At 71.2% G+C, this 25,264-nt stretch carries 23 protein-coding genes and 1 tRNA gene; 11 read left to right on the top strand and 13 right to left on the bottom strand.

Features of this window, described 5'->3' with window-relative positions; translation table 11 throughout:
• Positions 1-20 precede the first annotated feature (20 nt).
• Complete coding sequence (locus AC1DQF_RS01380; protein WP_477523411.1) at positions 21-485, top strand: winged helix-turn-helix transcriptional regulator; 465 nt, start codon at positions 21-23, stop codon at positions 483-485.
• A gap of 56 nt (positions 486-541) precedes the next feature.
• Here AC1DQF_RS01380 and AC1DQF_RS01375 read toward each other — a convergent pair whose 3' ends face one another.
• From AC1DQF_RS01375 to AC1DQF_RS01350, 6 genes are read right to left on the bottom strand one after another with little or no spacing between them, the layout of a single operon-like run.
• Positions 542-1,771 (bottom strand): ABC transporter substrate-binding protein, encoded by a 1,230-nt coding sequence (locus AC1DQF_RS01375; protein ID WP_477523410.1) that lies wholly within the window; start codon positions 1,769-1,771, stop codon positions 542-544.
• Complete coding sequence (locus AC1DQF_RS01370; protein ID WP_477523409.1) at positions 1,771-2,991, bottom strand: branched-chain amino acid ABC transporter permease; 1,221 nt, start codon at positions 2,989-2,991, stop codon at positions 1,771-1,773. The genes AC1DQF_RS01375 and AC1DQF_RS01370 overlap by 1 nt, the downstream gene beginning before the upstream one ends.
• Entirely contained in the window at positions 2,984-3,874 is an 891-nt protein-coding gene (locus tag AC1DQF_RS01365; RefSeq protein ID WP_477523408.1) for a branched-chain amino acid ABC transporter permease, read from the bottom strand. The genes AC1DQF_RS01370 and AC1DQF_RS01365 overlap by 8 nt, the downstream gene beginning before the upstream one ends.
• The gene (locus tag AC1DQF_RS01360; protein WP_477523407.1) at positions 3,871-4,800 is read right to left on the bottom strand and encodes an ABC transporter ATP-binding protein; all 930 of its coding nucleotides are present in this window, start codon (positions 4,798-4,800) and stop codon (positions 3,871-3,873) included. Before AC1DQF_RS01360 ends, AC1DQF_RS01365 begins: the two co-directional genes overlap by 4 nt.
• Complete coding sequence (locus AC1DQF_RS01355) at positions 4,797-5,621, bottom strand: ABC transporter ATP-binding protein (RefSeq protein ID WP_477523406.1); 825 nt, start codon at positions 5,619-5,621, stop codon at positions 4,797-4,799. The genes AC1DQF_RS01360 and AC1DQF_RS01355 overlap by 4 nt, the downstream gene beginning before the upstream one ends.
• Positions 5,618-7,108: a long-chain-fatty-acid--CoA ligase gene (locus tag AC1DQF_RS01350; protein WP_477523405.1), complete on the bottom strand. Its 1,491-nt coding sequence runs from the start codon at positions 7,106-7,108 to the stop codon at positions 5,618-5,620. The genes AC1DQF_RS01355 and AC1DQF_RS01350 overlap by 4 nt, the downstream gene beginning before the upstream one ends.
• Before the next feature lie 125 nt (positions 7,109-7,233).
• Between AC1DQF_RS01350 and AC1DQF_RS01345 the strand changes: the two genes are divergently transcribed.
• Positions 7,234-8,436 (top strand): RsbRD N-terminal domain-containing protein, encoded by a 1,203-nt coding sequence (locus AC1DQF_RS01345; RefSeq protein ID WP_477523404.1) that lies wholly within the window; start codon positions 7,234-7,236, stop codon positions 8,434-8,436.
• 52 nt (positions 8,437-8,488) lie between these two features.
• Positions 8,489-9,178 (top strand): histidine phosphatase family protein, encoded by a 690-nt coding sequence (locus tag AC1DQF_RS01340; RefSeq protein WP_477523403.1) that lies wholly within the window; start codon positions 8,489-8,491, stop codon positions 9,176-9,178.
• Here the strand turns inward: AC1DQF_RS01340 and metH are convergent.
• Positions 9,160-12,843: a methionine synthase gene (gene metH, locus AC1DQF_RS01335; RefSeq protein ID WP_477523440.1), complete on the bottom strand. Its 3,684-nt coding sequence runs from the start codon at positions 12,841-12,843 to the stop codon at positions 9,160-9,162. The two genes, AC1DQF_RS01340 and metH, sit on opposite strands and share 19 nt — an antisense overlap.
• A 441-nt stretch (positions 12,844-13,284) precedes the next feature.
• Here metH and AC1DQF_RS01330 point away from each other — a divergent pair, with 441 nt between their 5' ends.
• Positions 13,285-14,130, top strand: coding sequence for a PAC2 family protein (locus tag AC1DQF_RS01330; protein ID WP_477523402.1), 846 nt, complete (start codon positions 13,285-13,287; stop codon positions 14,128-14,130).
• A gap of 378 nt (positions 14,131-14,508) precedes the next feature.
• Here AC1DQF_RS01330 and mshC read toward each other — a convergent pair whose 3' ends face one another.
• From mshC to AC1DQF_RS01310, 4 genes are read right to left on the bottom strand one after another with little or no spacing between them, the layout of a single operon-like run.
• On the bottom strand, positions 14,509-15,747 hold the full coding sequence (gene mshC, locus AC1DQF_RS01325) for a cysteine--1-D-myo-inosityl 2-amino-2-deoxy-alpha-D-glucopyranoside ligase (protein ID WP_477523401.1): 1,239 nt from the start codon (positions 15,745-15,747) through the stop codon (positions 14,509-14,511).
• A 35-nt stretch (positions 15,748-15,782) separates the two neighbouring features.
• Positions 15,783-16,556, bottom strand: coding sequence for an SCO1664 family protein (locus AC1DQF_RS01320; RefSeq protein WP_477523400.1), 774 nt, complete (start codon positions 16,554-16,556; stop codon positions 15,783-15,785).
• A gap of 6 nt (positions 16,557-16,562) precedes the next feature.
• The gene (locus tag AC1DQF_RS01315; RefSeq protein ID WP_477523399.1) at positions 16,563-17,144 is read right to left on the bottom strand and encodes a DUF3090 domain-containing protein; all 582 of its coding nucleotides are present in this window, start codon (positions 17,142-17,144) and stop codon (positions 16,563-16,565) included.
• Between the two features lie 10 nt (positions 17,145-17,154).
• On the bottom strand, positions 17,155-17,892 hold the full coding sequence (locus AC1DQF_RS01310; RefSeq protein ID WP_477523398.1) for a histidine phosphatase family protein: 738 nt from the start codon (positions 17,890-17,892) through the stop codon (positions 17,155-17,157).
• Positions 17,893-18,012: 120 nt separating this feature from the next.
• Here AC1DQF_RS01310 and corA point away from each other — a divergent pair, with 120 nt between their 5' ends.
• Positions 18,013-18,990, top strand: coding sequence for a magnesium/cobalt transporter CorA (corA, locus tag AC1DQF_RS01305; RefSeq protein ID WP_477523397.1), 978 nt, complete (start codon positions 18,013-18,015; stop codon positions 18,988-18,990).
• On the top strand, positions 18,981-20,261 hold the full coding sequence (locus AC1DQF_RS01300; protein ID WP_477523396.1) for an MFS transporter: 1,281 nt from the start codon (positions 18,981-18,983) through the stop codon (positions 20,259-20,261). The genes corA and AC1DQF_RS01300 overlap by 10 nt, the downstream gene beginning before the upstream one ends.
• Here the strand turns inward: AC1DQF_RS01300 and AC1DQF_RS01295 are convergent.
• On the bottom strand, positions 20,227-21,051 hold the full coding sequence (locus AC1DQF_RS01295) for an undecaprenyl-diphosphate phosphatase (protein WP_477523395.1): 825 nt from the start codon (positions 21,049-21,051) through the stop codon (positions 20,227-20,229). The genes AC1DQF_RS01300 and AC1DQF_RS01295 overlap by 35 nt on opposite strands.
• A gap of 76 nt (positions 21,052-21,127) precedes the next feature.
• Here AC1DQF_RS01295 and AC1DQF_RS01290 point away from each other — a divergent pair, with 76 nt between their 5' ends.
• The 4 genes from AC1DQF_RS01290 to AC1DQF_RS01275 all read left to right on the top strand — a co-directional run bounded on the left by AC1DQF_RS01290 (position 21,128) and on the right by AC1DQF_RS01275 (position 23,726).
• On the top strand, positions 21,128-22,075 hold the full coding sequence (locus AC1DQF_RS01290; RefSeq protein WP_477523394.1) for an aldo/keto reductase: 948 nt from the start codon (positions 21,128-21,130) through the stop codon (positions 22,073-22,075).
• A complete protein-coding gene (locus tag AC1DQF_RS01285; protein WP_477523393.1) occupies positions 22,075-22,302 on the top strand; it encodes a DUF5703 family protein in 228 nt (75 codons plus the stop codon). The genes AC1DQF_RS01290 and AC1DQF_RS01285 overlap by 1 nt, the downstream gene beginning before the upstream one ends.
• A gap of 62 nt (positions 22,303-22,364) precedes the next feature.
• A complete protein-coding gene (locus tag AC1DQF_RS01280; RefSeq protein ID WP_477523392.1) occupies positions 22,365-22,775 on the top strand; it encodes a hypothetical protein in 411 nt (136 codons plus the stop codon).
• A gap of 132 nt (positions 22,776-22,907) precedes the next feature.
• Positions 22,908-23,726: a trypsin-like serine protease gene (locus tag AC1DQF_RS01275; RefSeq protein WP_477523391.1), complete on the top strand. Its 819-nt coding sequence runs from the start codon at positions 22,908-22,910 to the stop codon at positions 23,724-23,726.
• Positions 23,727-23,740: 14 nt separating this feature from the next.
• Here the strand turns inward: AC1DQF_RS01275 and AC1DQF_RS01270 are convergent, their stop codons facing one another.
• Positions 23,741-25,090, bottom strand: coding sequence for a M20/M25/M40 family metallo-hydrolase (locus tag AC1DQF_RS01270; RefSeq protein ID WP_477523390.1), 1,350 nt, complete (start codon positions 25,088-25,090; stop codon positions 23,741-23,743).
• 78 nt (positions 25,091-25,168) lie between these two features.
• Here AC1DQF_RS01270 and AC1DQF_RS01265 point away from each other — a divergent pair.
• Positions 25,169-25,254: transfer RNA gene (locus AC1DQF_RS01265), tRNA-Leu, on the top strand.
• The last annotated feature ends 10 nt before the right edge of the window (positions 25,255-25,264 follow it).

Genomic DNA, 25,264 nt, shown 5'->3' with positions numbered 1-25,264 from the left:
CCAGGCCATAGGGTAGATCCATGCCCGTGCAACTCGAAGGCCGCCTCGCGAACCCCGACCGGATCGCCCGCGCCGACTTCTGCCCCATCGAACGCACCGTCAAGCTGGTCGGCACCCGTTCGGCGATGCTGCTGCTCCGGGAGGCTGCCTACGGGACCACCCGTTTCGACGACTTCGTCCGGCGCGCGGGCATGACCGAGACCGTCGCCGCCTCACGACTGCGCGAGCTGGTCGCCGCCGGGCTGCTGACCAAGGAGCCCTACCGGGAGCCCGGGCAGCGCACCCGCTACGAGTACGTCCTCACCGCCGCCGGCGCCGACCTGGTGCCGACCCTCGTCGCCCTGGCCGCCTGGGGTGCAGAGCACCTCCCACGCCAGCCCTCGCCGTCCTACGCCCACGCCGGGTGCGGCGCACCGGTGGATGCGCGCATCGAGTGCGCGGCCGGGCACGTTGTCACGATGGACGAGCTCGTCGCTTCTGCCTGACGCACGGGGACCCGGACCTGCCGGTCCGGGCCCCCACCCACTGCGTTCGGTGGGGCTCAGCTCCCGCTCATGAAGCCGGCCACGTCATCACCGACATACTTGTCGGAGACGGACTTCGCGCCTCCCGGGACATCCGCGGCCCGGAAGATGTAGCTCGCATCGCTCGGCGACGCACCCACCTCGAACGTCAGCGGGACCGCCAGGCCCCCGGTCTCGACGGTGCCGATGTCCTCCTTGGCCTTGGTGACGCCCTCCGGCGTCAGGTCGCCGTCCTCGCACGCCTTGTCCAGGATCTGGCGCATGGTGTCCGCGGCCGCCGTGCCCCACACCACGCCCAGCGTGGGGTCGCCGGGGTTGGCGTCCTGGTACTTCTTGAGGAGATCGGGGAGCTGGTCGAACGGCGCCACCGGCGACGCGACGTACAGGTTCTTCTTCAGCGAGTCCCCTGCCGGACCGTCGAGCAGCGCCGGCGCGAAGACCGGGTTGTTGCCCGCGATCGGCACGTCCAGGCCCTGCGATGCGGCCACGCCGGCTATCGAGGCCGTCTGGGTCGGCGCCACGGTGATCGCGATGGCCTTGACGCCTTCGGACTTGAGCTTGGTCACCGGGGCGGTCATGTCCGTGTCGGTCGACTGGATCTGCTGCTCGACGACCGTCATGCCGTGCTGCTCGGCGAAGTACTTCGAGCCGGCCAGGCCGCCCTCGCCGTACTCGCCCTCGAAGTAGATGTGGCCGAGCTTGTCGCCCTCCTTGATCTTTCCCTCCTGGAGGAGGTAGTCGAGGACGTTGATCATCTCGACCTCGTACGTCGCCCCGACCACCGCGATCTCCGGGCTCTCGGTCAGCGACTGCGCCCAGGCCGCAGGGATGTTGACCATCTGGTCGGCCTCGAACTGCGGCAGCAGCCCGGTGTTGATCGGCGAGCCGATCGTCTGCTCGATGGCCAGCACGTCGTTGTGGATCGAGCTGTAGAGCTGGATGCCCTTCTGAGTGTCGTAGCCGTGGTCCTTCACCGTCGACTCGACGGTGTAGGTGTCACAGACCTTGTTGTCCTTCCAGTACAGCGCCTGGGCGTCGGTGATGTCCTTGCCGAGAGCCGCGAAGACTCCGGTGAGGTCGGTCAGCGACCCGAGCGTGATCGTGTCGCCGTCGATGCCTCGGCCGACCTTGACCCCGTCCTGCGTGCTGGTCTCCGAGTCCGAGGACTTGGTGCTGCACCCCGCGGCGCTCAGCACCATGGCGACCGACACGAGCGTGACCGCCCCGCGCTTCGTGTTCATTCTCATCAGTTGTTACCTCCGGTTGAGGAATCGGCTTGTGCCGGTGTGGTGTGGTGCTGATCGGCCCCCGAGGCGTCCGCCGAGGCGGCACCGGGTGCACGTGAGGGGCGCCGCAGGCGGCGCGCGAGGCCGGCGAGACCGCCGGGCTCGAAGACGACGACGAGGATGATCGCCAGTCCGTACAGGAAGGCCGCGGCCTGGCTGGCCACGATGCCGGGCTCGCCGGGCTCCACGATGAACGGCAGCGAGCCGGCGTACTCCTGGAAGATCAGAGGCAGCGCGCTGACGAAGGCGGCACCCATGATCGATCCCCAGACGGAGCCGAGGCCACCCAGCACGATCATCGCGAGGAACTGCACCGACAGCACCAGCCCGAAGGACTCGGGCGCGACGGAGCCGATCGACAGCGCGTAGAGCACCCCGGCCAGGCCGGCGTACATGGAGGAGACCAGGAACGCCCTCGCCTTGTAGCCACGGACGTCGACGCCCATGACCGCGGCCGCCACCTCGCTGTCGCGCAGCGTCTGCAGGGCGCGACCGGGGCGCGAGCGCACGAGGTTCGCGGCGAACCAGGCCGCCGCGACGCACAGCGCGAGGCCGAGGTACCAGAGCCGCTCGGCCTGCCCGAACGGCACGCCRAGCACCTCGAGGGGCGGCGAGTCGAGGCTGCTGAACTCGAAGCCGAACAGCGAGAAGTACGGGACGAGCCGGCCGTTGAAGCCACCGGTCACCGAGCTCCACGTGTTGAGCACGTGGTCGCCGATGAACACCAGGCCGAGCGAGGCGATACCGAGGTAGATCCCCCGCAGCCGGGCCGCGATCGGGCTGAAGAGCACGCCGGCGAGACCGGCGGCGAGGACGCCCAGGACCATGCCCAGCGCCGGCGGCAGCTCGAGGCCGCCGTAGGGGTTGGCCGACCCTCCGGGCGCACCCGAGACGTACGTGTAGGTGACGGCGCCGACGGCCAGGAAGAAGGCGTGGCCCAACGACAGCTGGCCGGTCGTGCCCACCAGCAGGTTGAGCCCGAGCGCACCGATGATCGCGGCGAAGACGGCGAACCCGGTGCGCAGCCAGAACTCGTCCACGTAGAGCGGCAGGGCGAGCAGCACGGCGAACAGGGCCAGCATCGCGAGCAGCTTCGCGACACGACCGGTCGACCGGCCGGTGGCTCGCCCCTCGCGGCGTGGGGCCTCGGGCTCCCGCACGGTGGTGGTGGACTCAGACACGGGTCATCTCCCGCGTGCCGAAGAGTCCGGCGGGTCGCACCAGCAGCACCGCGACCATGACGACGTACGGGACGACGTCGCCGAAGCCGCGACCCAGGAAGGCGATCTCGTCCTGGTAGCCGGCGGCCAACGACTCCGCGAGGCCGATCAGGATGCCGCCGACGAGCGCCCCACCGGTCGAGTCGAGGCCCCCGAGGATCGCCGCGGGGAGGGCACTCAGGGCGACCGTGGCGACCGCCGGGGTGACCCCCGGCGTCGGTGCGCCGACGGCGAAGAGGCCGGCGACGGCGGCGAGGATGCCGGCGATCATCCAGGCGAACATCGACACCCGGCCCATGTGGATGCCCATCAGGGCGGCGGCCTCGCCGTCCTCTGCGGCGGCCCGCATGGAGATGCCCCAGCTGGAGTACTTGAAGGTGAGGAAGAAGGCGCCGATGAGCACGGCGGCCGCGACGATGGCCAGGGCCCGGTTGGTGGTGAGGCCGACCCCGCCGATCGAGATCACGTCGCCGCCCCACGGGTGTCCGACGTTGAGGATGTCGGAGCCGATGCGCCGGGTCAGCTCGGTGACGATGATCAGGTCGACGCCGATGGTCAGGATCGCCAGGCTGATCACGGGCGCCCCTCGCAACCGGTTGATGAGCACGCGTTCGACGAGCACGGCCGCGATGGCGGAGCCGGCGATGCCGAGCGCGACAGCACCCCAGAAGCCGAGAGTCTCGTGCCAGCGGCCCATCAGGTAGGCGCCCAGCAGCAGCAGCGAGCCCTGCATGAAGCTGGTCACCTCGCTGGCCTTGAAGATGATCACGAAGCCCAGCGCGATGAGCGCGTAGATCGCGCCCAGCGACAGGCCGTTGAGCAGCAGGGACAGGAATTGCGTCATCGCGGGGTCTCCTCGTGGGGGTCCTGGTGCTGGTCCTGGTGCTGGTCCTCGTGCTGGTCCTCGTGCTGGTGCTGGTCGGCGCTCACGGTCGGTCCGGTCTCGTCACCCGAGCCGAGGTAGGCCCGGATGACCTCCGGGTCGGCCTGGGTCTCCTCCGGGGTGCCGTCCGCGATCCGGCGACCGAAGTCCAGGACGGTGACCCGGTCGGCGATGCTCATGACCATGCCCATGTCGTGCTCGACCAGGACGATGGAGATGCCGAGCTCGTCGCGGATCTCGAGCACGGCCCGGGCCATCCGGTCGGTCTCCTCCGCGTTCATGCCGGCCACCGGCTCGTCGAGCAGCAGCAGGCGCGGCTCCGTGCACAGGGCCCTGGCCACCTCGACCCGCTTCTGGTCGCCGTAGGACAGCACACCCACCGGGACGTCCAGCTTGGCGCCGAGGTCGAGGAAGTCCGCGATCTCCCGGATGCGCTCGCCGTGCACCTTCCCCTCGCGGGTGGCCCGCGGGAGCCGCAGCCCGGAGGAGATGAAGCCCGCCCGGGTCAGCGCGTGGCGCCCGAGCATGAGGTTCTCTGCCACCGTCTGGGTCCCGGACAGGGCGATGTTCTGGAAGGCCCGGGCGACGCCGAGGTTGGCGATCTTGTGCGGCCGCAGCCCGTTGAGGAGGGTGTCGCCGAGGCGGACCTCGCCCGACGTGGCCCGGTAGACCCCGGACAACACGTTGAACATCGTCGACTTGCCGGCCCCGTTGGGTCCGATCACGGCGTGCACCGTGCCGGGCAGGACCGTGAACGAGACGTCCGAGAGCGCCTTGATGGCACCGAACTCGACCGTGATGTGCTCGACGGTCAACGTCTCCGCGTCGGCGCGGAGACCGGCCTCGGGGCCCGTGGACCCGGTGGCCCCTGTGGGCGTCGTGCTCACGCGGACCACCTCGTCAGCTTCTTCCTCCGGGCGGTCGCGGTGGGCCTGCGGGGGCTCTCGCCGTCGCCGCCGTGACCGAGGTAGAGACGCTGGACGGCGTCGGAGGTCGCCAGCTCGGCCGCCGAGCCCGACAGCGACACCGTGCCGACGTCGAGGACGAAGGCGGTGTCGGCCACGCCGAGCGCCATCGTGGCGTTCTGCTCGACGAGCAGGACCGAGGTGCCCTGGCGGTTGATCTCGCGGATGACCTCACCGATCTGGCCGATGATCCGCGGCGCCAACCCCAGGGACGGCTCGTCGAGCAGCAGGAGCTGGGGCCGGGACATGAGGCCGCGCCCCATGGCCAGCATCTGCTGCTCACCTCCGGAGAGCAGGCCGGCGCGCTGGGCCCTCCGGTCGGCCAGCACGGGGAACATGTCGTAGATCCGGTCGTAGTCGGCCGACTTCTCCCCGCGGTCCTTGACCGCCAGGCGACCGGCCCTGAGGTTCTCCTCGACCGTGAGCCGGGTGAAGATGCGGCGCCCCTCGGGGACCTGCACGAGCCCACTGGTCACGCAGGCGGCGGGGTCGCGTCCCTTGAGGCTGTCCCCCCGGTAGACCACCTCCCCCCGCTCGATGCGTCCGCGGTGCAGGCGCAGCGTGCCGGACAGGGTCCGCAGCAGGGTGGTCTTGCCCGCCCCGTTGCTGCCGAGCAGCGCCACCACGGCACCCTCGTCCACCGAGAGGCTGATGCCGCGCAGGGCCTGCACGACTCCGCCGTACGTCACGGCGAGGTCCTTGACCTCGAGGATGGGTCGGCCAGATGTTGCGGGGATGCTCATGCTGGGGTCTCCAGTCGGATCTCGCGTTTGAGGATCTTGCCGGTCGCTGTCTTGGGGATCTCGTCGACGACGTCGACGATCCGGGGGTACTCGTGGAGCGCCACGCGACCGCGGACGTAGTCGCGCAGCTCGGCCCCGGTCGTGCTCGCGTGGGGACGCAGGGTCACGACGGCGCCCACCTCCGAGCCCAGGGTCGGGTGGGACAGCCCGATGACCGCGGCCTCGACCACGTCGGGGTGCTCCTGGAGCACCTCCTCGATCTGTCGCGGGTACACCTGCTGGCCACCCCGGTTGATCAGCTCCGTCGTGCGGTCCACCACGTGGAAGAACCCGTCCTCGTCGCGCACCCCCACGTCTCCGGTGTGCAGCCATCCGTCGACGAGGGTGGCCGCGGTGTCCGCAGGCCGCCCCCAGTAGCCCTTCATCACGTTGTGGCCGCGCACGAGGATCTCCCCCGGCTCGCCGTCCTCGACCTCGACGCCGTCGTCGTCGACCACCCGGAGGTCGACGCCCGCCACGGGCATCCCGATGGAGCCGACCCGGCGGCGGTCACGGCGGTTGAAGCTCACGACCGGCGATGTCTCGGACAACCCGTAGCCCTCGAGCACCAGGCAGTCGAAGGCCTCCTCGAACCCGAGGAGCACGCTCACAGGCATCGGAGCACCACCGGTGATGCCCACCCGCAGGCGAGACAGGTCGTGCTCGGCGCGGTCCGGCTGCTGCAGCATCGCGGCGTACATGGCGGGCACACCCTGCATCACCGTGACCCGCTGGTCCTGCAGGGCGCGGAGGGCCCCGGAGCCGTCGAAGTGGGCCAGTAGGGCGAGGCACGCTCCGGCGCGGACCGCGGCGTTGAGCCCGACCGTCTGCCCGAAGGAGTGGAAGAGCGGCAGTCCGCCGAAGACCACGTCCTCGGACGTCAGCTGCAGGAGGTCGTTCACGACGACCTCGCAGTTGCGGACCAGGTTGCCGTGCGTGAGCTCGGCCCCCTTGGGCCGGCCGGTCGTGCCCGAGGTGTGGAGGATCACCGCCGTGTCCGCGGCCGCCCGCGGCTCGACGCGGTCGAGCTCCGGGGCGTCACCGAGCATTCCGCCGAGCGCACCGGAGCCGACCAGGAGGGCGTCGGCGCCCACCGTGCGCGCCGCCGGCACCACGTGCTCGCGTGCCGTCGACCAGGCCACCAGCAGCCCGACATCCGAGTCCTCGAGGAGCTGCGTCATCTCCGGTTCCGCGAGCGCCGGGTCCGTCGGCACCACCACCGCGCCGAGGCGCAGGATCCCGTAGTAGAGCGCCGCGAACTCCGGCACGTTCGGCACCACGAGACCGACATGGTCGCCGGGGCGCACACCGCGCGCAGCGAGGAGGCCCGCGACCCGCCGGCTGTCCCGGTCGAGCTCCCCGAACGTCGTCACCCGGTCACCGGACGTCAGCGCCGCGGACCGTCCACGGGCGCGGGCGGTCCGCTCGAGGTTCTCGGCCAGGTTCACGCAGGTCTCCGTCGTGGGGAGTTGTGACCCGCCCCACAGTTGTGGAACCACGACCTGTCGGCCATAGTGACGGCACTCACATCGCCGGCAGTTCTTTGTTCGCCAGCACAATGAGAGGGACTCGGGTGGCTCTCCACGCAACGACGACCGACCCGCGGGTGGTGCGCGCCTGCGGGCTGCTGCTGGACAACGCCGACGACGTCGCCTGCAGCTCGGCGCAGATCATCCGGGCGGAGGAGCCCGCCTACGTCGACTTCATGAGCTACGAGGAGCTGGCGGCCGCGGTGCGCCCGAACATCGTCGGGCTGGTCGAGAGCGTGATGGTGAACGAGACCACGCTCCTGGCCGCGCCGCGACGTACCGGACGCGAGCGTGCCGAGGCTCGGTTCCCCCTCACGCTCGTCCTGCACGCCTACCGCTTGACCGCCCTGCACATCTGGGAGCGGTTGATCCGGTTGTGCGACGACGACCCGGCGACCAGCCGTGCCCTGCTCGACTCGGCCTCAGCACTGTGGAGCGCGGTCGACGTGTACTCGCAGGAGCTCGCGGCCGCCTACCGGGACGTGGAGACGGAGCGGCTCCTGCGTAGCGCCCGGGTCCGCGAGGCCGCGCTCGCCTCGCTGTTCAGCGGGGTGGGCGTGTCGGGACAGGGCTTCGCCGACGCCGCCACCGCCCTCCGGCTGCCCAAGGTCGGCCGCTTCGTCGTCGTCGCCTCGGACTCGTGGCCGGTCGAGCAGGAGGACGCGCCTGCCTCGGCGGAGCGCGCCCTGTCCTCGCTCGGGGTGCGCTCCGCATGGCGCTCGGAGGCCGACGGGGAGATCGGCCTCGTCTGCCTCGACCGCAGCCACCGGGTCGACCGGCTGATGGGCTACCTCACCTCCCTCACCGTCGGCCGGGTCGGGATCAGCGAGGCGTTCGAGGCCATCGTCGACACCCCGCAGGCGGTGACACAGGCCCAGCTCGCCCGGGACGCCGCGACACCCGGGGAGAACGTCGTCATGCGATTCGGGGACGCTCGCGTCGCCGCGCTGGTGGCCGCGGCGCCCGACCTCGCGAGGGGCCTCGCCCAGCAGGTGCTCGCCGGCGTCCTGCAGCAGGACGACGAGGAGCAGCTGCTCCTCCTCACGACCCTGAGGGCCTGGTACACCGCCCAGGGTTCGGCAGCCGACGCCGCCAGTTTCCTGCACTGCCATGCCAACACCGTCCGCTACCGACTCGCCAAGGTCACCCGGCTGACCGGACGCGACCTGCACGTCCCCAGCGACCTCGTGCACCTCTACCTCGCCCTCGAGGCCACCCGGCTGTGGCCGCCGTCACGCGACGCCTGACCTGGTTGTTGTACGTCGGAACAAATCCCTCCACCGGGCCTAGCCTTGCGGCATGCGCCTGCTGCTCCTCCGCCACGGCCAGACCGTCGCCAACACGACCGCCGCCCTGGACACCGCGGCCCCCGGGCACGACCTGACCGAGCTGGGCCGGCGGCAGGGGAACGCCGCCGCCCAGGCGCTCGGGTCAGCGGGGATCGGCCACGTCGCGGTGTCCACGGCTGTCCGGACCTCCCAGACCGCGGCCCCCCTCGCCGAGGCGCTCGGCCTGGACCCGGCGACGTACGACGGGCTGCGGGAGATCGCGGCCGGGGACTTCGAGATGCGCAACGACCACGCCGCGATCGAGGGCTTCCTCGGCACCATCGGCGGGTGGCTCGACGGCGACCTCGAGCGCCGGATGCCGGGCGGCGAGACGGGTCGTGAGTTCCTCGCCCGGTACGACGCCGCGGTCGAGCAGGTCTGCGCCGACGGGGCCGACGTGACCCTGGTCGTCAGCCACGGAGCCGCCATCCGCACGTGGGTCACCCACCGCGCCAGCGGAGACCACGCACCGATCCACGAGGGACTGCACAACACTGGGTGCATCACCCTCGACGGCACGCCCGCCGACGGGTGGGCCGTCGTCTCGTGGGAGCGCGAGCCGATCGGTGGCGCGTGGCTCGACGACGAGGGCGCCCCGGACCCGACCGGGGGCGACCTCGACCCCGAGGCCGACGAGGACGCTCAGTCCTCCGGGTCGTAGCCCAGGTTCGGTGACAGCCAGCGCTCGGCCTCGGCGAGGGTCCAGCCCTTGCGCTCGGCGTAGTCGGCGACCTGGTCGCGACCGAGCCGCCCGACGACGAAGTACTGCGACTGCGGGTGGGAGAAGTACCAGCCCGACACGGCCGCACCCGGCCACATCGCCATCGACTCGGTGAGCTCGATGCCGGTGCGCGACTCCACGTCGAGGAGGTCCCAGAGGGTGAGCTTCTCGGTGTGGTCGGGGCAGGCGGGGTAGCCGGGCGCCGGGCGGATGCCGGTGTAGCGCTCGGCGATGAGGTCGTCGTTGGCCAGCGTCTCGTCCGCGGCGTGGCCCCAGAACTCGGTGCGCACCCGCTGGTGCAGGCGCTCGGCGAAGGCCTCGGCCAGCCGGTCGGCCAGCGACTCGAGCAGGATCGCCGAGTAGTCGTCGTGCTCGGCCTTGAACTTCTCGATCCGCTCCCGGATGCCGTGACCAGCGGTGACGGCGAAGCCGCCGACGTGGTCCGCGAGTCCCGTCGCGCGGGGCGCCACGTAGTCGCTGAGCGCCCGGTTGGGGACGCCGGAGCGGTGCTCCCCCTGCTGGCGCAGGTGGTGGAGCGTGGTCAGCACCTCCGACCGCGTGTGGTCGGTGTAGACCTCGACGTCGTCGCCGACGCCGCTCGCCGGGAAGAACCCGTAAACGCCGCGGGCGGTCAGCCAGCGCTCCTCGACGACCCGGTCGAGCATCTCCTGGGCGTCGTCGTACAGCCTGCGGGCGGTCTCTCCGGTGGTCGGGTTGTTGAGGATGTCGGGGAAGCGGCCCTTCATCTCCCAGGCGTTGAAGAACGGCTGCCAGTCGATGTAGTCGCGGAGCTCGGAGAGGTCGTAGTCGTCGAGCACGTGCACGCCACTGCGGGCGGGCGTCGGCGGCTCGTAGTCGCTCCAGTCGATCGGCGTCGCGTTCTCACGCGCACCGTCGATGGTCAGCATCGGCCGGTCGTGCTTGGCCGCGTGCCGGGTGCGCAGCGAGTCGTAGTCGGCCTTGACGTCGGCCATCAGCGTGTCCCGACCGGTCTCGTGCAGCAGGGCGGCGGCGGTGGGCACCGAGCGTGAGGCGTCCTTGACCCAGACCACCGGGCCGTCGTACCGCGGGTCGACCTTGACGGCCGTGTGGGCGCGCGAGGTCGTCGCACCGCCGATCATCAGCGGGATGTCGAGGCCCTGGCGCTGCATCTCGGTCGCGAAGTTGACCATCTCGTCGAGCGACGGCGTGATGAGCCCGGACAGGCCGATGATGTCGGCGCCCACCTCGGCGGCCGTGTCGAGGATCTTCTGGGCCGGCACCATCACCCCGAGGTCGATGACCTCGTAGTTGTTGCACTGCAGCACCACGCCGACGATGTTCTTGCCGATGTCGTGGACGTCGCCCTTGACGGTGGCCATCACGATCGTGCCGTTGGTGTCCTTGGCGGTGGCGTACTCGGGGTTGTCGAGCTTCTCCTGCTCGATGTACGGGATGAGGTGGGCGACGGCCTTCTTCATCACGCGGGCGCTCTTGACCACCTGCGGGAGGAACATCTTGCCGGCGCCGAAGAGGTCGCCGACGACGTTCATGCCGTCCATCAGCGGTCCCTCGATGACCTCGATCGGGCGACCGCCGCGCTCGGCGATCTCCACGCGCAGGATCTCGGTGTCGGCCTCGATGTGGGCGTCCATGCCCTTGACCAGGGCGTGGGTGATCCGCTCCCCGATCGGCAGCCCGCGCCACTCGTCCTCGGCGACCTCCGCCGCCTCGCCGGTGCGGTTGTGCGCCTCCGCGATCTCCAGCAGCCGCTCGGCGGCGTCGGGGCGGCGGTTGAGGACGACGTCCTCGATCCGCTCCCGCAGCTCGGGGTCGACCTCGTCGTAGACGGTCAGGGCCCCGGCGTTGACGATCCCCATGTCGAGGCCCGCCCGGATGGCGTGGAAGAGGAACACGGCGTGGATCGCCTCGCGCACCGGGTTGTTGCCGCGGAAGGAGAACGACACGTTGGAGATGCCGCCGCTGACCTTCGCGCCGGGGAGGTTGGCCTTGATCCACCGGGTGGCCTCGATGAAGTCGTGCCCGTACGACGCGTGCTCCTCGATGCCGGTCGCCACCGCGAAGACGTTGGGGTCGAAGATGATGTCCTCGGCCGGGAAGTCGACCTCGTCGACGAGGATCCGGTAGGCGCGCTCGCAGATCTGCTTGCGACGCTCGAGGTTGTCGGCCTGGCCGTCCTCGTCGAAGGCCATCACGACCGCTGCGGCGCCGTACTGGCGGCACAGCCTCGCGTGCTCGCGGAAGGCGTCCTCCCCCTCCTTCATGGAGATGGAGTTGACGATGGCCTTGCCCTGCACGCACTTGAGACCGGCCTCGATGACCTCCCACTTGGAGGAGTCCACCATCACCGGCACCCGGCTGATGTCGGGCTCGGAGGCGATCAGCTTGAGGAAGCGGTCCATGGCCGCGACCCCGTCGATCATCCCCTCGTCCATGTTGACGTCGATGACCTGCGCGCCGTTCTCGACCTGCTGCGCGGCGACCGACAGGGCGGCGTCGTAGTCGCCGTCCTTGATCAGCGTGCGGAAGCGGGCGGAGCCGGTGATGTTGGTGCGCTCGCCGACGTTGACGAAGAGGCTGTCCCCGGTGAGCGTGAACGGCTCGAGCCCGGACAGGCGCATCGCCGGGGCGACGTCCGCGGGTACCCGGGGGGCCTTGTCGGCCACGGCCTCCGCGATGGCACGGATGTGGGCGGGGGTGGTGCCGCAGCAGCCGCCGACGAGGTTGACCAGCCCGCTCGCGGCGAACTCGGACACGACGGCCGCGGTCTCCTCGGCCGCCTCGTCGTACTCACCGAAGGCGTTGGGCAGTCCGGCGTTGGGGTACGCCGACACGAAGACGTCGGCGATCCGGGACAGCTCGGCGACGTACGGGCGCATCTCGCTGGCGCCGAGGGCGCAGTTGAGGCCGACCAGGAGCGGCCGGGCGTGGCGCACCGAGTTCCAGAACGCCTCGGTGGTCTGACCGGACAGGGTTCGACCGGACGCGTCGGTGATGGTGCCGCTGATGACGACCGGCCAGCGCCGACCCAGGTCGGTGAAGACCTGGTCGACCGCGGAGATGGCCGCCTTGGCGTTGAGGGTGTCGAAGATCGTCTCGATGATGACCAGGTCCGCTCCCCCGTCGAGCAGCCCGCGGGTCGCCTCGGAGTACGCAGCGACCAGCTGGTCGTATGTGACGTTGCGGGCGCTGGGGTCGTTGACGTCCGGCGAGATGGACGCCGTGCGCGTCGTCGGTCCGAGCGCGCCGGCGACGTACCGGGGACGCTCGGGGGTCTGGGCACTGATCTCGTCGCAGACCCGGCGCGCCAGCAGGGCGGCCTCGAGGTTCAGCTCGTAGGCCAGCTCGGCCATCCCGTAGTCCGAGAGCGAGATCGCGTTGGCGTTGAACGTGTTGGTCTCGATGATGTCCGCGCCGGACTCGAGGTACTCACGGTGGATGTTCTCGATGATGTGCGGCTGGGTGAGCGTCAGCAGGTCGTTGTTGCCGACCAGGTCGCTCTCCCAGTCGGCGAAGCGGTCGCCCCGGTAGCCGGCCTCGTCGGGCCGGTCCCGCTGGATCGCCGTGCCCATGGCGCCGTCGATGACCAGGATCCGCTCGCGCATGGCGGCGGCGAGCTCCTCGGTGGCATCGGGACGGTGCTGGATCGCGGGATCGGGACTCACAGGCCTCTCGGCTCCTCTCGGCTGGGCTGCCAGCCTAGGTTCGGCGTTCCACGGGGTGGACACCCTTCCCAGATCGTGACACCGCTCGGGGGTGCCCCCGAAATCCCGGGACCGTCACGCAGACCTGCTGGGGTGGTCGTACGGCACCGGTCCATGGCCCTGTCGGGGCTCACCTTCCGCCCGGTCGGGGGATTCCGGTCCCCCTGCCGCCGACCTAGCGTGTCCGGGCGGGCATCCGGACCAGGGGGTCGGGAATCCGCGGAGGGAGCGATCGTCGCCGTGACGGGGGCGGCGACGCTCGGCCCGCGGCGCACGGCCCCGGCGCACGGCCCCGACGCGCGGGTCACGGATGTCACTCTCCTCGCGGACTAGGCTGGAACCGTGATCGAGTTCGACGATGTCCAGGACCTGGTGTCCCCCGTGGTGATCGCGGCCTTCGAGGGCTGGAACGACGCCGCCGACTCCGCGTCGGCCGTGGTGGACCACCTCATGGCGGTGTGGGACGCCACGGTCATCGGGGCCATCGATCCCGAGGAGTTCTACGACTTCCAGGTCAACCGGCCCATGGTCGGCACCGACGACCACGGCCACCGCCGGCTCACCTGGCCCACCACCAGGATCGCCATCGCCTCTCCCCCGGGCCTGCACCGCGACGTGATCCTCGTCCGCGGGATCGAGCCCAACATGCGCTGGCGCCAGTTCTGCGCCGAGCTGCTGGCGGCCTGCGACGACCTCGGCGGCGAGCTCGTCGTCACGCTGGGTGCCCTGCTGGCCGACGCCCCGCACACGCGGCCCATCCCGGTCACGGGTACCGCCACCGAGCCCGAGCTCGTGGACCGCCTCAAGCTGGAGCAGTCGACGTACGAGGGTCCGACCGGGATCGTGGGTGTCTTCCAGGACGCCTGCGTCCAGCTCGACATCCCCTCGGCGTCCTACTGGGCGGCGGTGCCGCACTACGTCGCGCAGCCGCCCTGCCCCAAGGCGACCCTCGCCCTCATCGGTGCGCTCGAGGAGCTCCTCGAGTGCAGCATCCCGCTCGGCGACCTGCCAGAGGACTCCAAGGCGTGGGAGCGCGGGGTCGACGAGCTCGCCGAGGAGGACGAGGACGTCGCCGACTACATCCGGGCGCTCGAGGAGACCCGCGACACCGCCGACCTGCCCGAGGCCACCGGCGAGGCGATCGCGCGCGAGTTCGAGCGCTACCTGAAGCGTCGCGACCAGGACTGACGTCCGGCGTCGCCCTCGCTCGCCCGCGTCAGCCGCGTGAGCGGTGGCTGAGCCACATTGTCGAGCCACATTGTCGAGCCACGAGATGTGGCTGACCTACCGCCACCGGGCGTGGCGTCCCTCGACGCGCGCGTGAGCGGTGGCCGAACCACGTTCCCGAGCCCGGAAATGTGGCTGACTCACCGCCCGCCCGGGTGTGGCCCTCGCTCGCCCGCGTCAGCCGCGTGAGCGGTGACTGAGCCACATTGTCGAGCCACGAGATGTGGCTGACTTACCGCCACCGGGCGTGGCGTCCCTCGACACGCGCGTGAGCGGTGGCCGAACCACGTTCCCGAGCCCGGAAATGTGGCTGACCCACCGCCCGAACGGATCAACCCGTCAGAGCGAGAGCCCGAGCGCCGCATCGAGGACCGGCAGCAGCGCGGCCGCGGCGTCCCGGTCGCTGGTGTCGGCGAGCCCGTGGTCGCCGAGCGTCGCGGCCACCCAGCCGTCGACTGCTGCGAGGGCCGTCGGGGCGTCCAGGTCGTCGGCGAGCGCGGTGAGGACGGCCTCGACCACCGGGGCGGCGGGAGCACCAGCGCCGAGGGACAACGCCTTGCGCCACGTGTCGAGGGTGTCCACGGCGTCCCAGAGCTGGCTGTCGGTCCACTCCCAGTCGCTGCGGTAGTGGTGGCGCATCAGCACCAGGCGGATGGCCATCGGGTCGACGTCGCTGTTGCGGAGCGCCGAGACGAAGACCAGGTTGCCCTTGGACTTCGACATCTTCTCGCCGTCGTACGCCACCATCCCGGCGTGGGCGTAGGCGCGCGCGAGACGCTCACCGGGGGACGCGACCTGCGCGTGGCCCGCGGACATCTCGTGGTGGGGGAAGACGAGGTCGCTGCCGCCGCCCTGCACGTCGAAGGCCGCACCGAGGTGCTCGAGCGCGATCGCCGAGCACTCGATGTGCCATCCGGGTCGACCGGGGCCGAAGGGGCTGTCCCAGGCCGGCTCACCCTCGCGCTCGCCGCGCCACACGATGCAGTCGAGCGGGTCCTTCTTGCCCGGGCGGTCGGGGTCGCCGCCACGGTCGGGGAAGACGCGCAGCATGGTCTCGCGGTCCCAGCCGGACACGTCGCCGAACGCGGGGTCGGCCGTGACGGAGAAGTAGAGGTCGGTCTCGACCTGGTAGACCGCGCCGGCCTCCTGGAGCCGCTGGATCAGGTCGATGACCAGGGGGATCGACTCGACGGCGCCGATGTACTGCGCCGGGGCCAGGACCCGCAGCGCCTCCATGTCGTGGCGGAACAGCTCGGTCTCGCGCTCGGCGAGCTCGACCCAGTCGACGCCGACCTTCGTGGCCCGCTCGAGCAGCGGGTCGTCGACGTCGGTGACGTTCTGGACGTAGGTGACCTCGTGGCCGGCGGTGCGCCAGGCGCGGTTGAGCAGGTCGAAGGCGACGTAGGTCGAGGCGTGGCCGATGTGGGTGGCGTCGTACGGCGTGATCCCGCAGACGTAGAGGCGGGCCGGGCCCTCGGGGCGGGTCTCGACGAGCGTCCCGGTCGCGGTGTCGTGCACGCGCACCACGGGACCGCTGACAGGGAGGATCGGGACGTCGGGATCAGACCAGCTACGCATGCCGGGCAGCCTATCCGGCGGGGCAGTGGCGGGACCTAGAAGGGCGGCCAGGGGATGACCGGCCACGATCCCTCGGGATCGGGCAGCACCCCGGTGCGCAGCAGGCGCTGCGCGCGCCGCCGGGTGGCCTCGACCTCGGTGACCGCGAGCATGTCCTCGAGCCGCTCCCCCAGGTCGCCGCGCAGCGCGTCGAGCACCTTCTCGACGCCGGCSAGCTCCTCCTCGGTGAGGGGTTCGCCCGCCCAGCCCCAGAGCACGGTGCGCAGCTTGTGCTCGACGTGGAAGGTCACCCCGTGGTCGACGCCGTAGCGGTGCCCGTCCGGCATCGCCAGCACGTGCCCACCCTTGCGGTCGGCGTTGTTGACCACGACGTCGAAGACGGCCATCCGCCGCAGGGCGTCGGTGTCCTCGTGCACCAGCGAGATGGGGCGGTCGGACTCGTCGAGGCCGTCGAAGACGTGGCGGAAGCCCGCGGGCACCCGCCCTCCGGGCACCAGGTCCACGGCGTCCTGGGCGGGGTCGGGCTCACGCCACAGCTGGACCATGCCGGGACCGTGCGGGCCCTCCCGGAGGATCGTCAGCGGCACGACGTCCCAGCCGAAGGCCTCCGACACGACGTACGACGCCACCTCGCGCGCCGCGAGCGTGCCGTCCGGGAAGTCCCACAGCGGCCGCTCGCCACGGATCGGCTTGTAGACGCACCGCACGCCGGCGATCTCGCCGACGAACGTGGCGTTGGAGGCGGGCATCACCCGGCCGTGGAGCGTGATCTCCCCGACCAGCGCGTCGCCACCGCTCGGCTCGGTCACGACGGGTCAGGCCTGCGGGTCTCGACGCTTGAAGCCGTTGGCCCGCACGCACAGGTGGCCGTCGGGGTCGACCGGGTTGCCGCAGAAGGGGCAGTCGGGACGCCCCGCGCCGATGACAGTGCGGGCCCGACCGACGAAGGCCCGGGCCGCACCGGCCGTCAGCCGGACCAGGAAGATCTCGTCGGGCTCGGGCTCCTCGAGGTCCTCGTCGACCTGCTCCGGGGAGACGACCGCCGCCTCGGTGAAGGGGAAGACCTCGATGACGATCCGATCGGTCGAGGAGTCCCACGAGAGGGTCATCGTGCCCGCTCGGAACTCCTCCTCGATCGGCTGCTCGAGGGGCTCGTTGTCGACGAGGTCGAAGGGCGCGACCGCGGGCACGAGGGCACCGCCGCCGGCGGCCTGCATCACCTCGTCGAGCAGCTCGTCGACGCGCTCGGCCAGGGCTTCGACCTGCTGCTTCTCGAGGGCGACGCTGGTGACGCGCGCGCCGTCGCGGGCCTGCAGGAAGAAGGTCCGGTGACCGGGCTCGCCGACGGTGCCGGCGACGAAGCGCTCGGGCGGGTCGAAGGCGTGGACGAGTGGCATGTCACTCACCCTAGGACCCTGCCGGGGACGGCTCGGGTCCGGCTCCGCCACCGACCGGCGCGTCCGCCGTACGACGCCGCCTGGTCGCCCGGGTCTTCCTGGTCTTCACCGGCGGGCTCAGCCAGGACAGGTCGCCCGCCGACGTGTTCGTGCCCAGGACGTAGGGGCGCGACTCGGTGTAACGCACGATCGACACCGACGCCGGGTCGACCTGGATCCGCTGGAACAGGTCGAGGTGGGTGCCGAGGGCGTCGGCCAGGATCGCCTTGATGACGTCGCCGTGGCTGACGGCCAGCCACACGGCCCCGGGACCGTGCTCCTCCTCCACCAGCCGGTCGTGGCGGCGTACGGCCTCGACGGCCCGGTCCTGCATCGCCCGCATCGACTCCCCACCGGGGAAGGTGGCGGCCGACGGCTGCGACTGCACGACCTTCCACAGCGGCTCCTTGGCCAGGTCCTTGAGCTCACGGCCCTGCCACTCGCCGTAGTCGCACTCGCTGAGCCGCCGCTCGGTGGTGACCGAGAGGTCCCCGGACTGGGCGGCGAGGATCGCCCGCGTCGTCTGCTTGCAGCGCTCGAGGGGGCTGGAGACGGCGGCCGACAGCCGCACCGGGGCGAGCCGGTCGGCCGTCGCGACGGCCTGCTCGGTCCCCCGCTCGTCGAGCCGTACGCCGGCCAGCCGACCCGCCAGCACGCCCGTGGCGTTGGCGGTGGTGCGGCCGTGTCGCACGAGGATCACGGTTGCCATGCCCGCGACACTAGCGGCAGTGTGTGGCGGCGAAGCCGACGCGTTCGCTCGATGACCAGCGGCAGCGTGGCGGCGTTACCGACGCGCTCGCTCGATGACCAGTGGCACTAACCTGACAGGGTGATCGTCGACAACGCGCTGTACCACGACGGCGTGCGGGTCCCCCTCGACGGCGGGGACCCCAGCCTCGGCCACGCCCGCGTCCCGTGCGGCCTGGGCGACTTCCAGTGGGTCGGCATCACCGACCCGACCCCGGACGAGCTCCAGCTGATCGCCCGCACCTTCGACCTGCACCCCCTGGCCGTGGAGGACGCCGGCGACTCCCACCAGCGCCCCAAGGTCGAGCGCTACGGCGACATGCTCTTCCTCGTCCTCAAGACCCTCTGGTACGTCGACGAGCACGACGCCGTGGAGACCGGCGAGATCAACCTGTTCGTCGGCCACGACTTCATCGTCACCGTCCGGCACGGCGAGGGGATCGACCTCGCCACGTCCCGGCGCGACCTCGAGCAGCGGGCCCAGGTCCTCGAGCACGGGCCGATGGCGGTCATGTACGCCATCTGCGACCGCGTGGTCGACGAGTACGAGAAGGTCGGCGCCGCGCTCGAGATCGACGTGGACGAGGTCGAGGAGTCGGTCTTCTCCCCCGCCCGCACCGACGACTCGGTCCGGATCTACACCCTCAAGCGTGAGATCGCGGAGGTACGCCGCGCGATCATGCCGCTGCGCGAGCCGATGCGCCGCTTCGCCCTGGGCGAGGTCAAGGGGATCGACGAGGAGACGGCCACCTACTTCCGCGACGTGGCCGACCACCTCCAGCGGGTCTCGGAGGTCATCGACAACCTCGACGGGCTGCTCTCCACCGCCTTCGACGCCCACCTGGCCCGCATCTCGGTGCAGCAGAACGAGGACATGCGCAAGATCTCCGCGGGCGCCGCGCTGGTCGTCGTACCCACCCTCATCGCGGGCGTCTACGGGATGAACTTCGACCACATGCCCGAGCTCCACTGGGACTACGGCTACGCCTTCGCCATCGCGTTGATGGTCGGCGCCTCGGCCTTCCTCCTGTGGTTCTTCAAGAGGTCGGGATGGCTCTGAGCGACACCACCACACCGCGACTCAACGCATGGCGGGTCGTGTGGTGGTTCGGCTTCGTCAGCCTGGCCGCCGACATGGTCTACGAGGGCGCCCGGTCGATGTACGGCCCGGTGCTGGCCGCCCTCGGGGCCTCCGCGGTGGTCGTCGGCCTCGTGACCGGAGCCGGCGAGGCGATGGCGCTGGTGCTGCGCCTGGTGTTCGGTCCCGTCGCCGACCGGACCGGGCGCTACTGGACCCTCACCATCGTGGGCTACGGGCTCACCGCCGTGTGCGTGCCGCTGCTCTGGCTGTCGCCCCGGCTCGGGTCGGCCGGGCTGGCCTTCGCGATCACGATGATCCTGCTGGAGCGCCTGGGCAAGGCCGTGCGGTCCCCCTCCAAGTCGGCCCTGCTCGCGCACGTCGCCGGCGCCGTCGGGCGCGGCCGGGGCTTCGGGGTGCACAAGGCGCTCGACCAGGTGGGCGCCTTCGCCGGTCCGCTGCTGGTCGCGGCCGTCGTGGCCGCCGCCTCGCTGTGGGCGGGCATGGCCGTCCTCGCGATCCCCGGGGCCATCGCCATGGTGCTGCTCCTGACGCTGCGCCACCGGGTGCCTGACCCCAGCATCTACGACCCCTCGACCCCGTCGGCGGCCGCGGCCGGCGCCCCGGCGGACACGGCGGACCCGGCCCCCTCCGCCCCGAGCCGCGGCTGGTGGGCCGATGCGGTCGGTGCCGGGCTCCCCGGCGACTTCTTCCGGTACGCGTTCGCCGCCTCGCTGACCACCGGCGCCCTGGTGACCTTCGGGATCATCGGCTACCACCTCACCGTCGAGGGGATCGTCCCGGTCGCCGCCGTCCCGCTCGTCTACGCGACCGCCATGGCGGTGGAGGCGGTGGCCGCGCTGCTGGTCGGCTGGGCCTACGACCGGGCCGGGGCACGCATCCTGCTCCTGGTGCCCATCCTGGTGGCCGTGGTGCCTGCCCTGGTGCTCGGCCCGAGCCTCGTGATGGTCGTCGCCGGGGTGGTCGTCTGGGGCTTCGCCCACGGCGTGCAGGACTCCACGATCAAGGCCGCCGTCGCCGACCTCGTGGAGGCACCACGACGGGCCACGGCGTACGGCGTCTTCGCCGGCATCCAGGGACTGTTCGCGATCGTCGGCGGCGCGGGGGCGGGCTGGCTCTACGAGCGGTCGCTGACCGCGCTGGTCGTGGTCGTCACCCTCAGCCAGCTGGTGGCGCTGACCCTGCTGCTGCAGACGTTCAGGCGGACAGCACGCCTGTCGCGAGCAGGATGAGCGTCGCGGCGCCGAGCAGCACGCGGTAGATCACGAACGGCGTGTACGAGTGGGTCGAGACGTACCGCAGCAGCCAGGCGATGGCGGCGTACCCGACGGCGAAGGAGACCACGGTCGCGACGATCGTCGGACCCCAGCCGTAGGTGTTGTCGCCGTTCGGGATCTCCTTGAGCTCGAAGAGCCCGGCGCCGACCACCGCGGGGATCGCGAGGAGGAAGGCGAAGCGGGTGGCGGCCTCTCGCTCGAAGCCCAGCACCCGACCCATCGAGATCGTCGCCCCGCTGCGCGAGACGCCCGGGATGAGGGCGAGCGCCTGGGCGACGCCCATCAGGATGGCGTCGCGCAGGGTGATCTGCCTGATCTCGCGGTCGTCGGTGCTGAAGTGATCGGCGAGGCCGAGCACGACGCCCATCACGATGAGCGTGGTGCCGACGATCCACAGGTTGCGGAAGTCCTCCTCGATGACGTCCTTGAGGAGGACGCCCAGGACCACGATCGGCAGCGAGCCGATGATGACGAACCACCCCATGCGGGCGTCGAACTGCCCGCGCCACTCCGGCTTGAACAGCGACAGCAGCCAGGCCTTGCCGATGCGCCAGATGTCGTGACGGAAGTAGATGAGGACCGCCAGCTCGGTGCCGATCTGGATCACCGCCGTGAAGGCGGCGCCCGGGTCGCCCCACCCGAAGAGCTCGGGGAAGATCCGCAGGTGCGCGCTGCTGGAGATCGGCAGGAACTCGGTGAGCCCCTGGATGACGCCGAGGACGATGGCCTGAAGGAGTTCCCACACGGCGTAGGAGCCTACGGGGACGCGTCTGCGGCGAGCCGGAGGGCCCGCCGTGGCGGGCACCACTAATCTCTGCGGCATGCAGCAGCGCTCGCTCGGCTCGACCGGCCTGAAGGTGTCCCGTCTCGGTCTCGGCACCATGACCTGGGGGCGCGACACCGACGAGCACGAGGCGCGCGACCAGCTCATCGCCTTCGCCGAGGCGGGCGGCACCCTGATCGACACCGCCGCCGGATACGGCGACGGGGCCAGCGAGGAGCTCATCGGCACCCTCATCGGTGACGTCGTCGGCCGCGACGAGATCGTGCTCGCGACCAAGGCCGGCATCTCGCGGCGCAGCGGCCAGCGGGTCACCAACACCTCGCGCGGACACCTGCTGACCTCCCTCGACGCGTCGCTCGAGCGGCTCGGCGTCGACCACGTGGACCTGTGGCAGGTGCACGTGTGGACCGACGAGACCCCGGTCGAGGAGACGCTCACCGCGCTCGACCTGGCCATCACGTCCGGGCGGGCGTCGTACGTCGGCGTCTCCAACTACAGCGGGTGGCAGACGGCCCAGGCGGCCACCTGGCAGCGCGCCGTACCGGGCCGGGCGACCTTGGCGTCCACCCAGGTCGAGTACTCGCTGCTCAACCGGAACATCGAGCACGAGGTCGTCCCCGCCGCRCAGGCGCTCGGGCTCGGCGTGCTCCCCTGGTCGCCGCTGGGCCGCGGGGTCCTGACCGGCAAGTACCGCTCCGGCACACCGTCGGACTCGCGCGGCGCGACCGAGCACTTCGGCGGCTTCGTGGGCGTCTACCTCGACGAGCGGGGTCGCTCGATCGTCGAGGGCGTGGCCCGGGCCGCCGACGGGCTGGGCTGGTCCCCGCTCGAGGTGGCACTGGTGTGGGTCCGCGACCGGCCGGGCGTCACCGCCCCGATCGTGGGTGCGCGGACCGCCGCCCAGCTGCGCGGGGCCCTCGGCATCGAGGAGCTGACCCTGCCCCGCGAGATCGTGGACGCCCTCGACGACGTGAGCGGCGACTGATGGCTCGCGCGCACCGTCGACCGCCGGGGCCGGGAGTGGAGTGGGAGTTCGAGACCCTCACCCTGTCCCGCGAGTTCTCGCGCAACGTGGTCACCCGGATGCTCGTCGAGCGTGCCGAGCACGGCGGCTGGGAGCTCGACCGGCTGCGGATCGGCGACGACGGCGTGCGTCGTGTCGTCCTGCGCCGCAAGATCATCCGCCAGCGGCTGACGCTGTTCGCCGGCTGAGCCGGCGGCGCTAGTCACCAGGCGTCATTGTCGGGCCCCGCCGCACGGGGCGATACTCACGCATGAGGTTCATGGCGGCGGTTCTGGCGTTCCTGGTCTTGGCATCCGCGGGCATCGGGACCGCACACGCGGCCCCCGCCTCGGGAGTGGTGCTGCCGAGCAAGGCGACCCTCCTGGCCGACGGGTCGGTGCAGATCACCATGAAGGTGCGCTGCAACGACCGGCAGCAGGCCTTCGAGTGGAGCGTGGAGGTCCGCCAGGGCTCCGTCTACGGCAACGACAGCGCCGGTCCGGTGGCCGGCCTCGTCACCTGCGACGGACACTTCCACACCGTCGGGGCGCTCGTCCCGGGCGCGAACGGCCCCTACACGGCCGGTACCGCCAACGTCCAGGCACTGGTGCAGCTGTACGACACCGACGAGGGCTCCGACGTCGAGCTGCAGGACCTGGAAGTGGTCCGGCTCCGACACTAGGTATCCGGCCGCCGCAGCGCGACCACCACGACGGCGCTGCGCTGATACCGCATGGAGGGCATGGACAAGGCCCAGCCCCTCTGTTGTCGTGAAGGTCCACCCATCCGTCACGCAGTCGCACCTGGACGCCACATGCGCACTCGACTCTCGCTCGTCCTCGCCTGTCTCACCACCCTTCTCGCAGCCCTCCTCGCCGGGAGCCAGACCTCGGCCCACGCCATCACGTACGGCGTTGCCGACGCCGGCGAGCACCCCAATGTCGGCTCCTTCGTCGGCACCTACACCGACCCCGACAGCGGCGACTCCGTGCTGTTCCAGCTGTGCACCGGCACCCTGATCGCCGAACAGGTCGTCCTGTCGGCCAGCCACTGCTTCAGCGGACTGCCGCCCGAGATCACCGACATCACCTTCACCTTGGACGAGGTCATCGACGCCGACCGGGACGGGGCCGTGGACGCCGACGTGCAGCTCCTGACGGGCACTCCCGTCACCCACCCGCTGTTCGACAGCGGCGGGGCGAGCAACCCGTACGACATCGCCGTCTTCCTCCTCGACGAGTCGGTCACCGACGTCGATCCGGCTCCTCTCGCGCCGGCCGGCACCCTGGACCGGTCCGGACTGCGCCACGAGACCGTCACCGCCGTGGGCTACGGAACCGTGCGGACGACCAACCGCACGGGGCCCCAGGGCTTCGAGGACGGATGGCGACGCGAGAAGGCCGACCAGCACCTGTTGTCGGTCACCAAGGCATGGGCGACGCTGTCGATGAACTACGCGACAGGCAACGGCGGCACCTGCTACGGCGACTCGGGCGGCCCACACTTCCTCGACGGGGCGGTGGTGTCGGTCACCGTGACCGGCGACTTCGTGTGCAAGGCCACCGACAAGACCTACCGGGTGGACACGCCTTGGGCACGAGATTTCCTCGCCCCGTTCGTCGCACTCCCCTGAGGGTCCCGCAACCGTCAGAGCTCGTCGAGGAACCGGTCGAAGACGCGCGCCCCGAACTCCAGCGCGTCGACCGGCACCCGCTCGTCCACGCCGTGGAAGAGCGCGGTGAAGTCGAGGTCCGCCGGCAGCCGCAGCGGCGCGAAGCCGTACGACGTCATGCCCAGCTTGGTGAAGTGCTTGGCGTCGGTGCCCCCGCTCATGAGGTACGGCGCGACCACGGCGTCCGGGTCCTCCGCCAGGAGGGACCGGGTCATCGCGTCGACGAGGTGGCCCTCGTAGGGCATCTCCCACGGCTGCTGGTGCGACAGGAAGTCGATGTCGACGCCCTCACCGCACAGCTCGCGCAGGGTGTCGAAGAACTCGTCCTCGTAGCCGGGCAGGAAGCGCCCGTCGACGTGGGCCGTGGCCTCGGTGGGGATCACGTTCACCTTGTAGCCCGCTCCGAGCATCGTCGGGTTGGCGGTGTTGCGGATCACCGCGCCGAGCATGCGGGCGGCGCTGCCGAACTCGTCGATGAGGTCCGCGGCGTTCTCGGGGGTCGCCTCGGTGCCCGCGATGTCGGCCACGGTGGCGAGCAGCACCTCCATGGTCGGCGTCAGACGCACCGGCCACTGGTGGGCACCGATCCGGGCGACGGCTCCGCTGAGCCGGGTGACGGCGTTGTCGGTGTTGATCATCGAGCCGTGGCCGGCCCGTCCGCGAGCGGTGAGCTTCATCCAGGCCATGCCCTTCTCGGCGGCCTCGATCAGGTAGATCCGACGGCCGCGGACCGTGGCGCTGAAGCCACCGACCTCGCCGATGGCCTCCGTGCAGTCGGCGATCTCGTCGGGGTGCTGCTCGACGATCACCTCGGCCCCCTTGTGCCCGCCGGCCTCCTCGTCGGCGGTCAGGCACAGCACCAGCTCGCGATCGGGCAGCCGCCCGGCGCGGGCCCGGGCCCGGACGGTGCTGAGCAGCATCSCGTCGAAGTCCTTCATGTCSACKGCCCCGCGGCCCCAGACGAAGCCGTCCTGGACCTCGCCGGAGAACGGGTGGACCTGCCAGTCCTCGACGGCCGCGGGCACGACGTCGAGGTGGCCGTGCACCAGCAGCGGCGGCTTGCCCGAGGTGGACGACCCGCCCCACCGGGCGACCAGCGACGTACGGCCCGGCTCGGACTCGTAGAGACGGGACTCGATGCCCACCTCGTCGAGCAGGGTGGCGACGTACTCCGCGGCCTTGCGCTCCCCCGGACCCTCCTCCTCGCCGTAGTTCGAGGTGTCGATCCGGATCAGCTCGCGGCACAGGTCGACGACCTCGTGGGCGGGGTCGTGGGCGGGGTCCTGAGCAGTCTCCGGACGGGTCACCGAGCTCTCGTCAGCCATGCCCTCATCCTGCCCCAGAGGAGGAGGGACCCCGATTCGAGAGTTGGGCAGACGTCTTGCTACGGTTCTCCAGCACTCGTCCGGGTGGCGGAATTGGCAGACGCGCTAGCTTGAGGTGCTAGTGCCCGTATTAGGGCGTGGGGGTTCAAGTCCCCCCTCGGACACTGAGAAGGC

The sequence above is a fragment of the Nocardioides sp. P4_G4 genome (genome assembly GCF_056401085.1).
The sequence above is the reverse complement of the archived record's forward strand: the minus strand, read 5'-3'. Positions and strand labels throughout refer to the sequence as shown.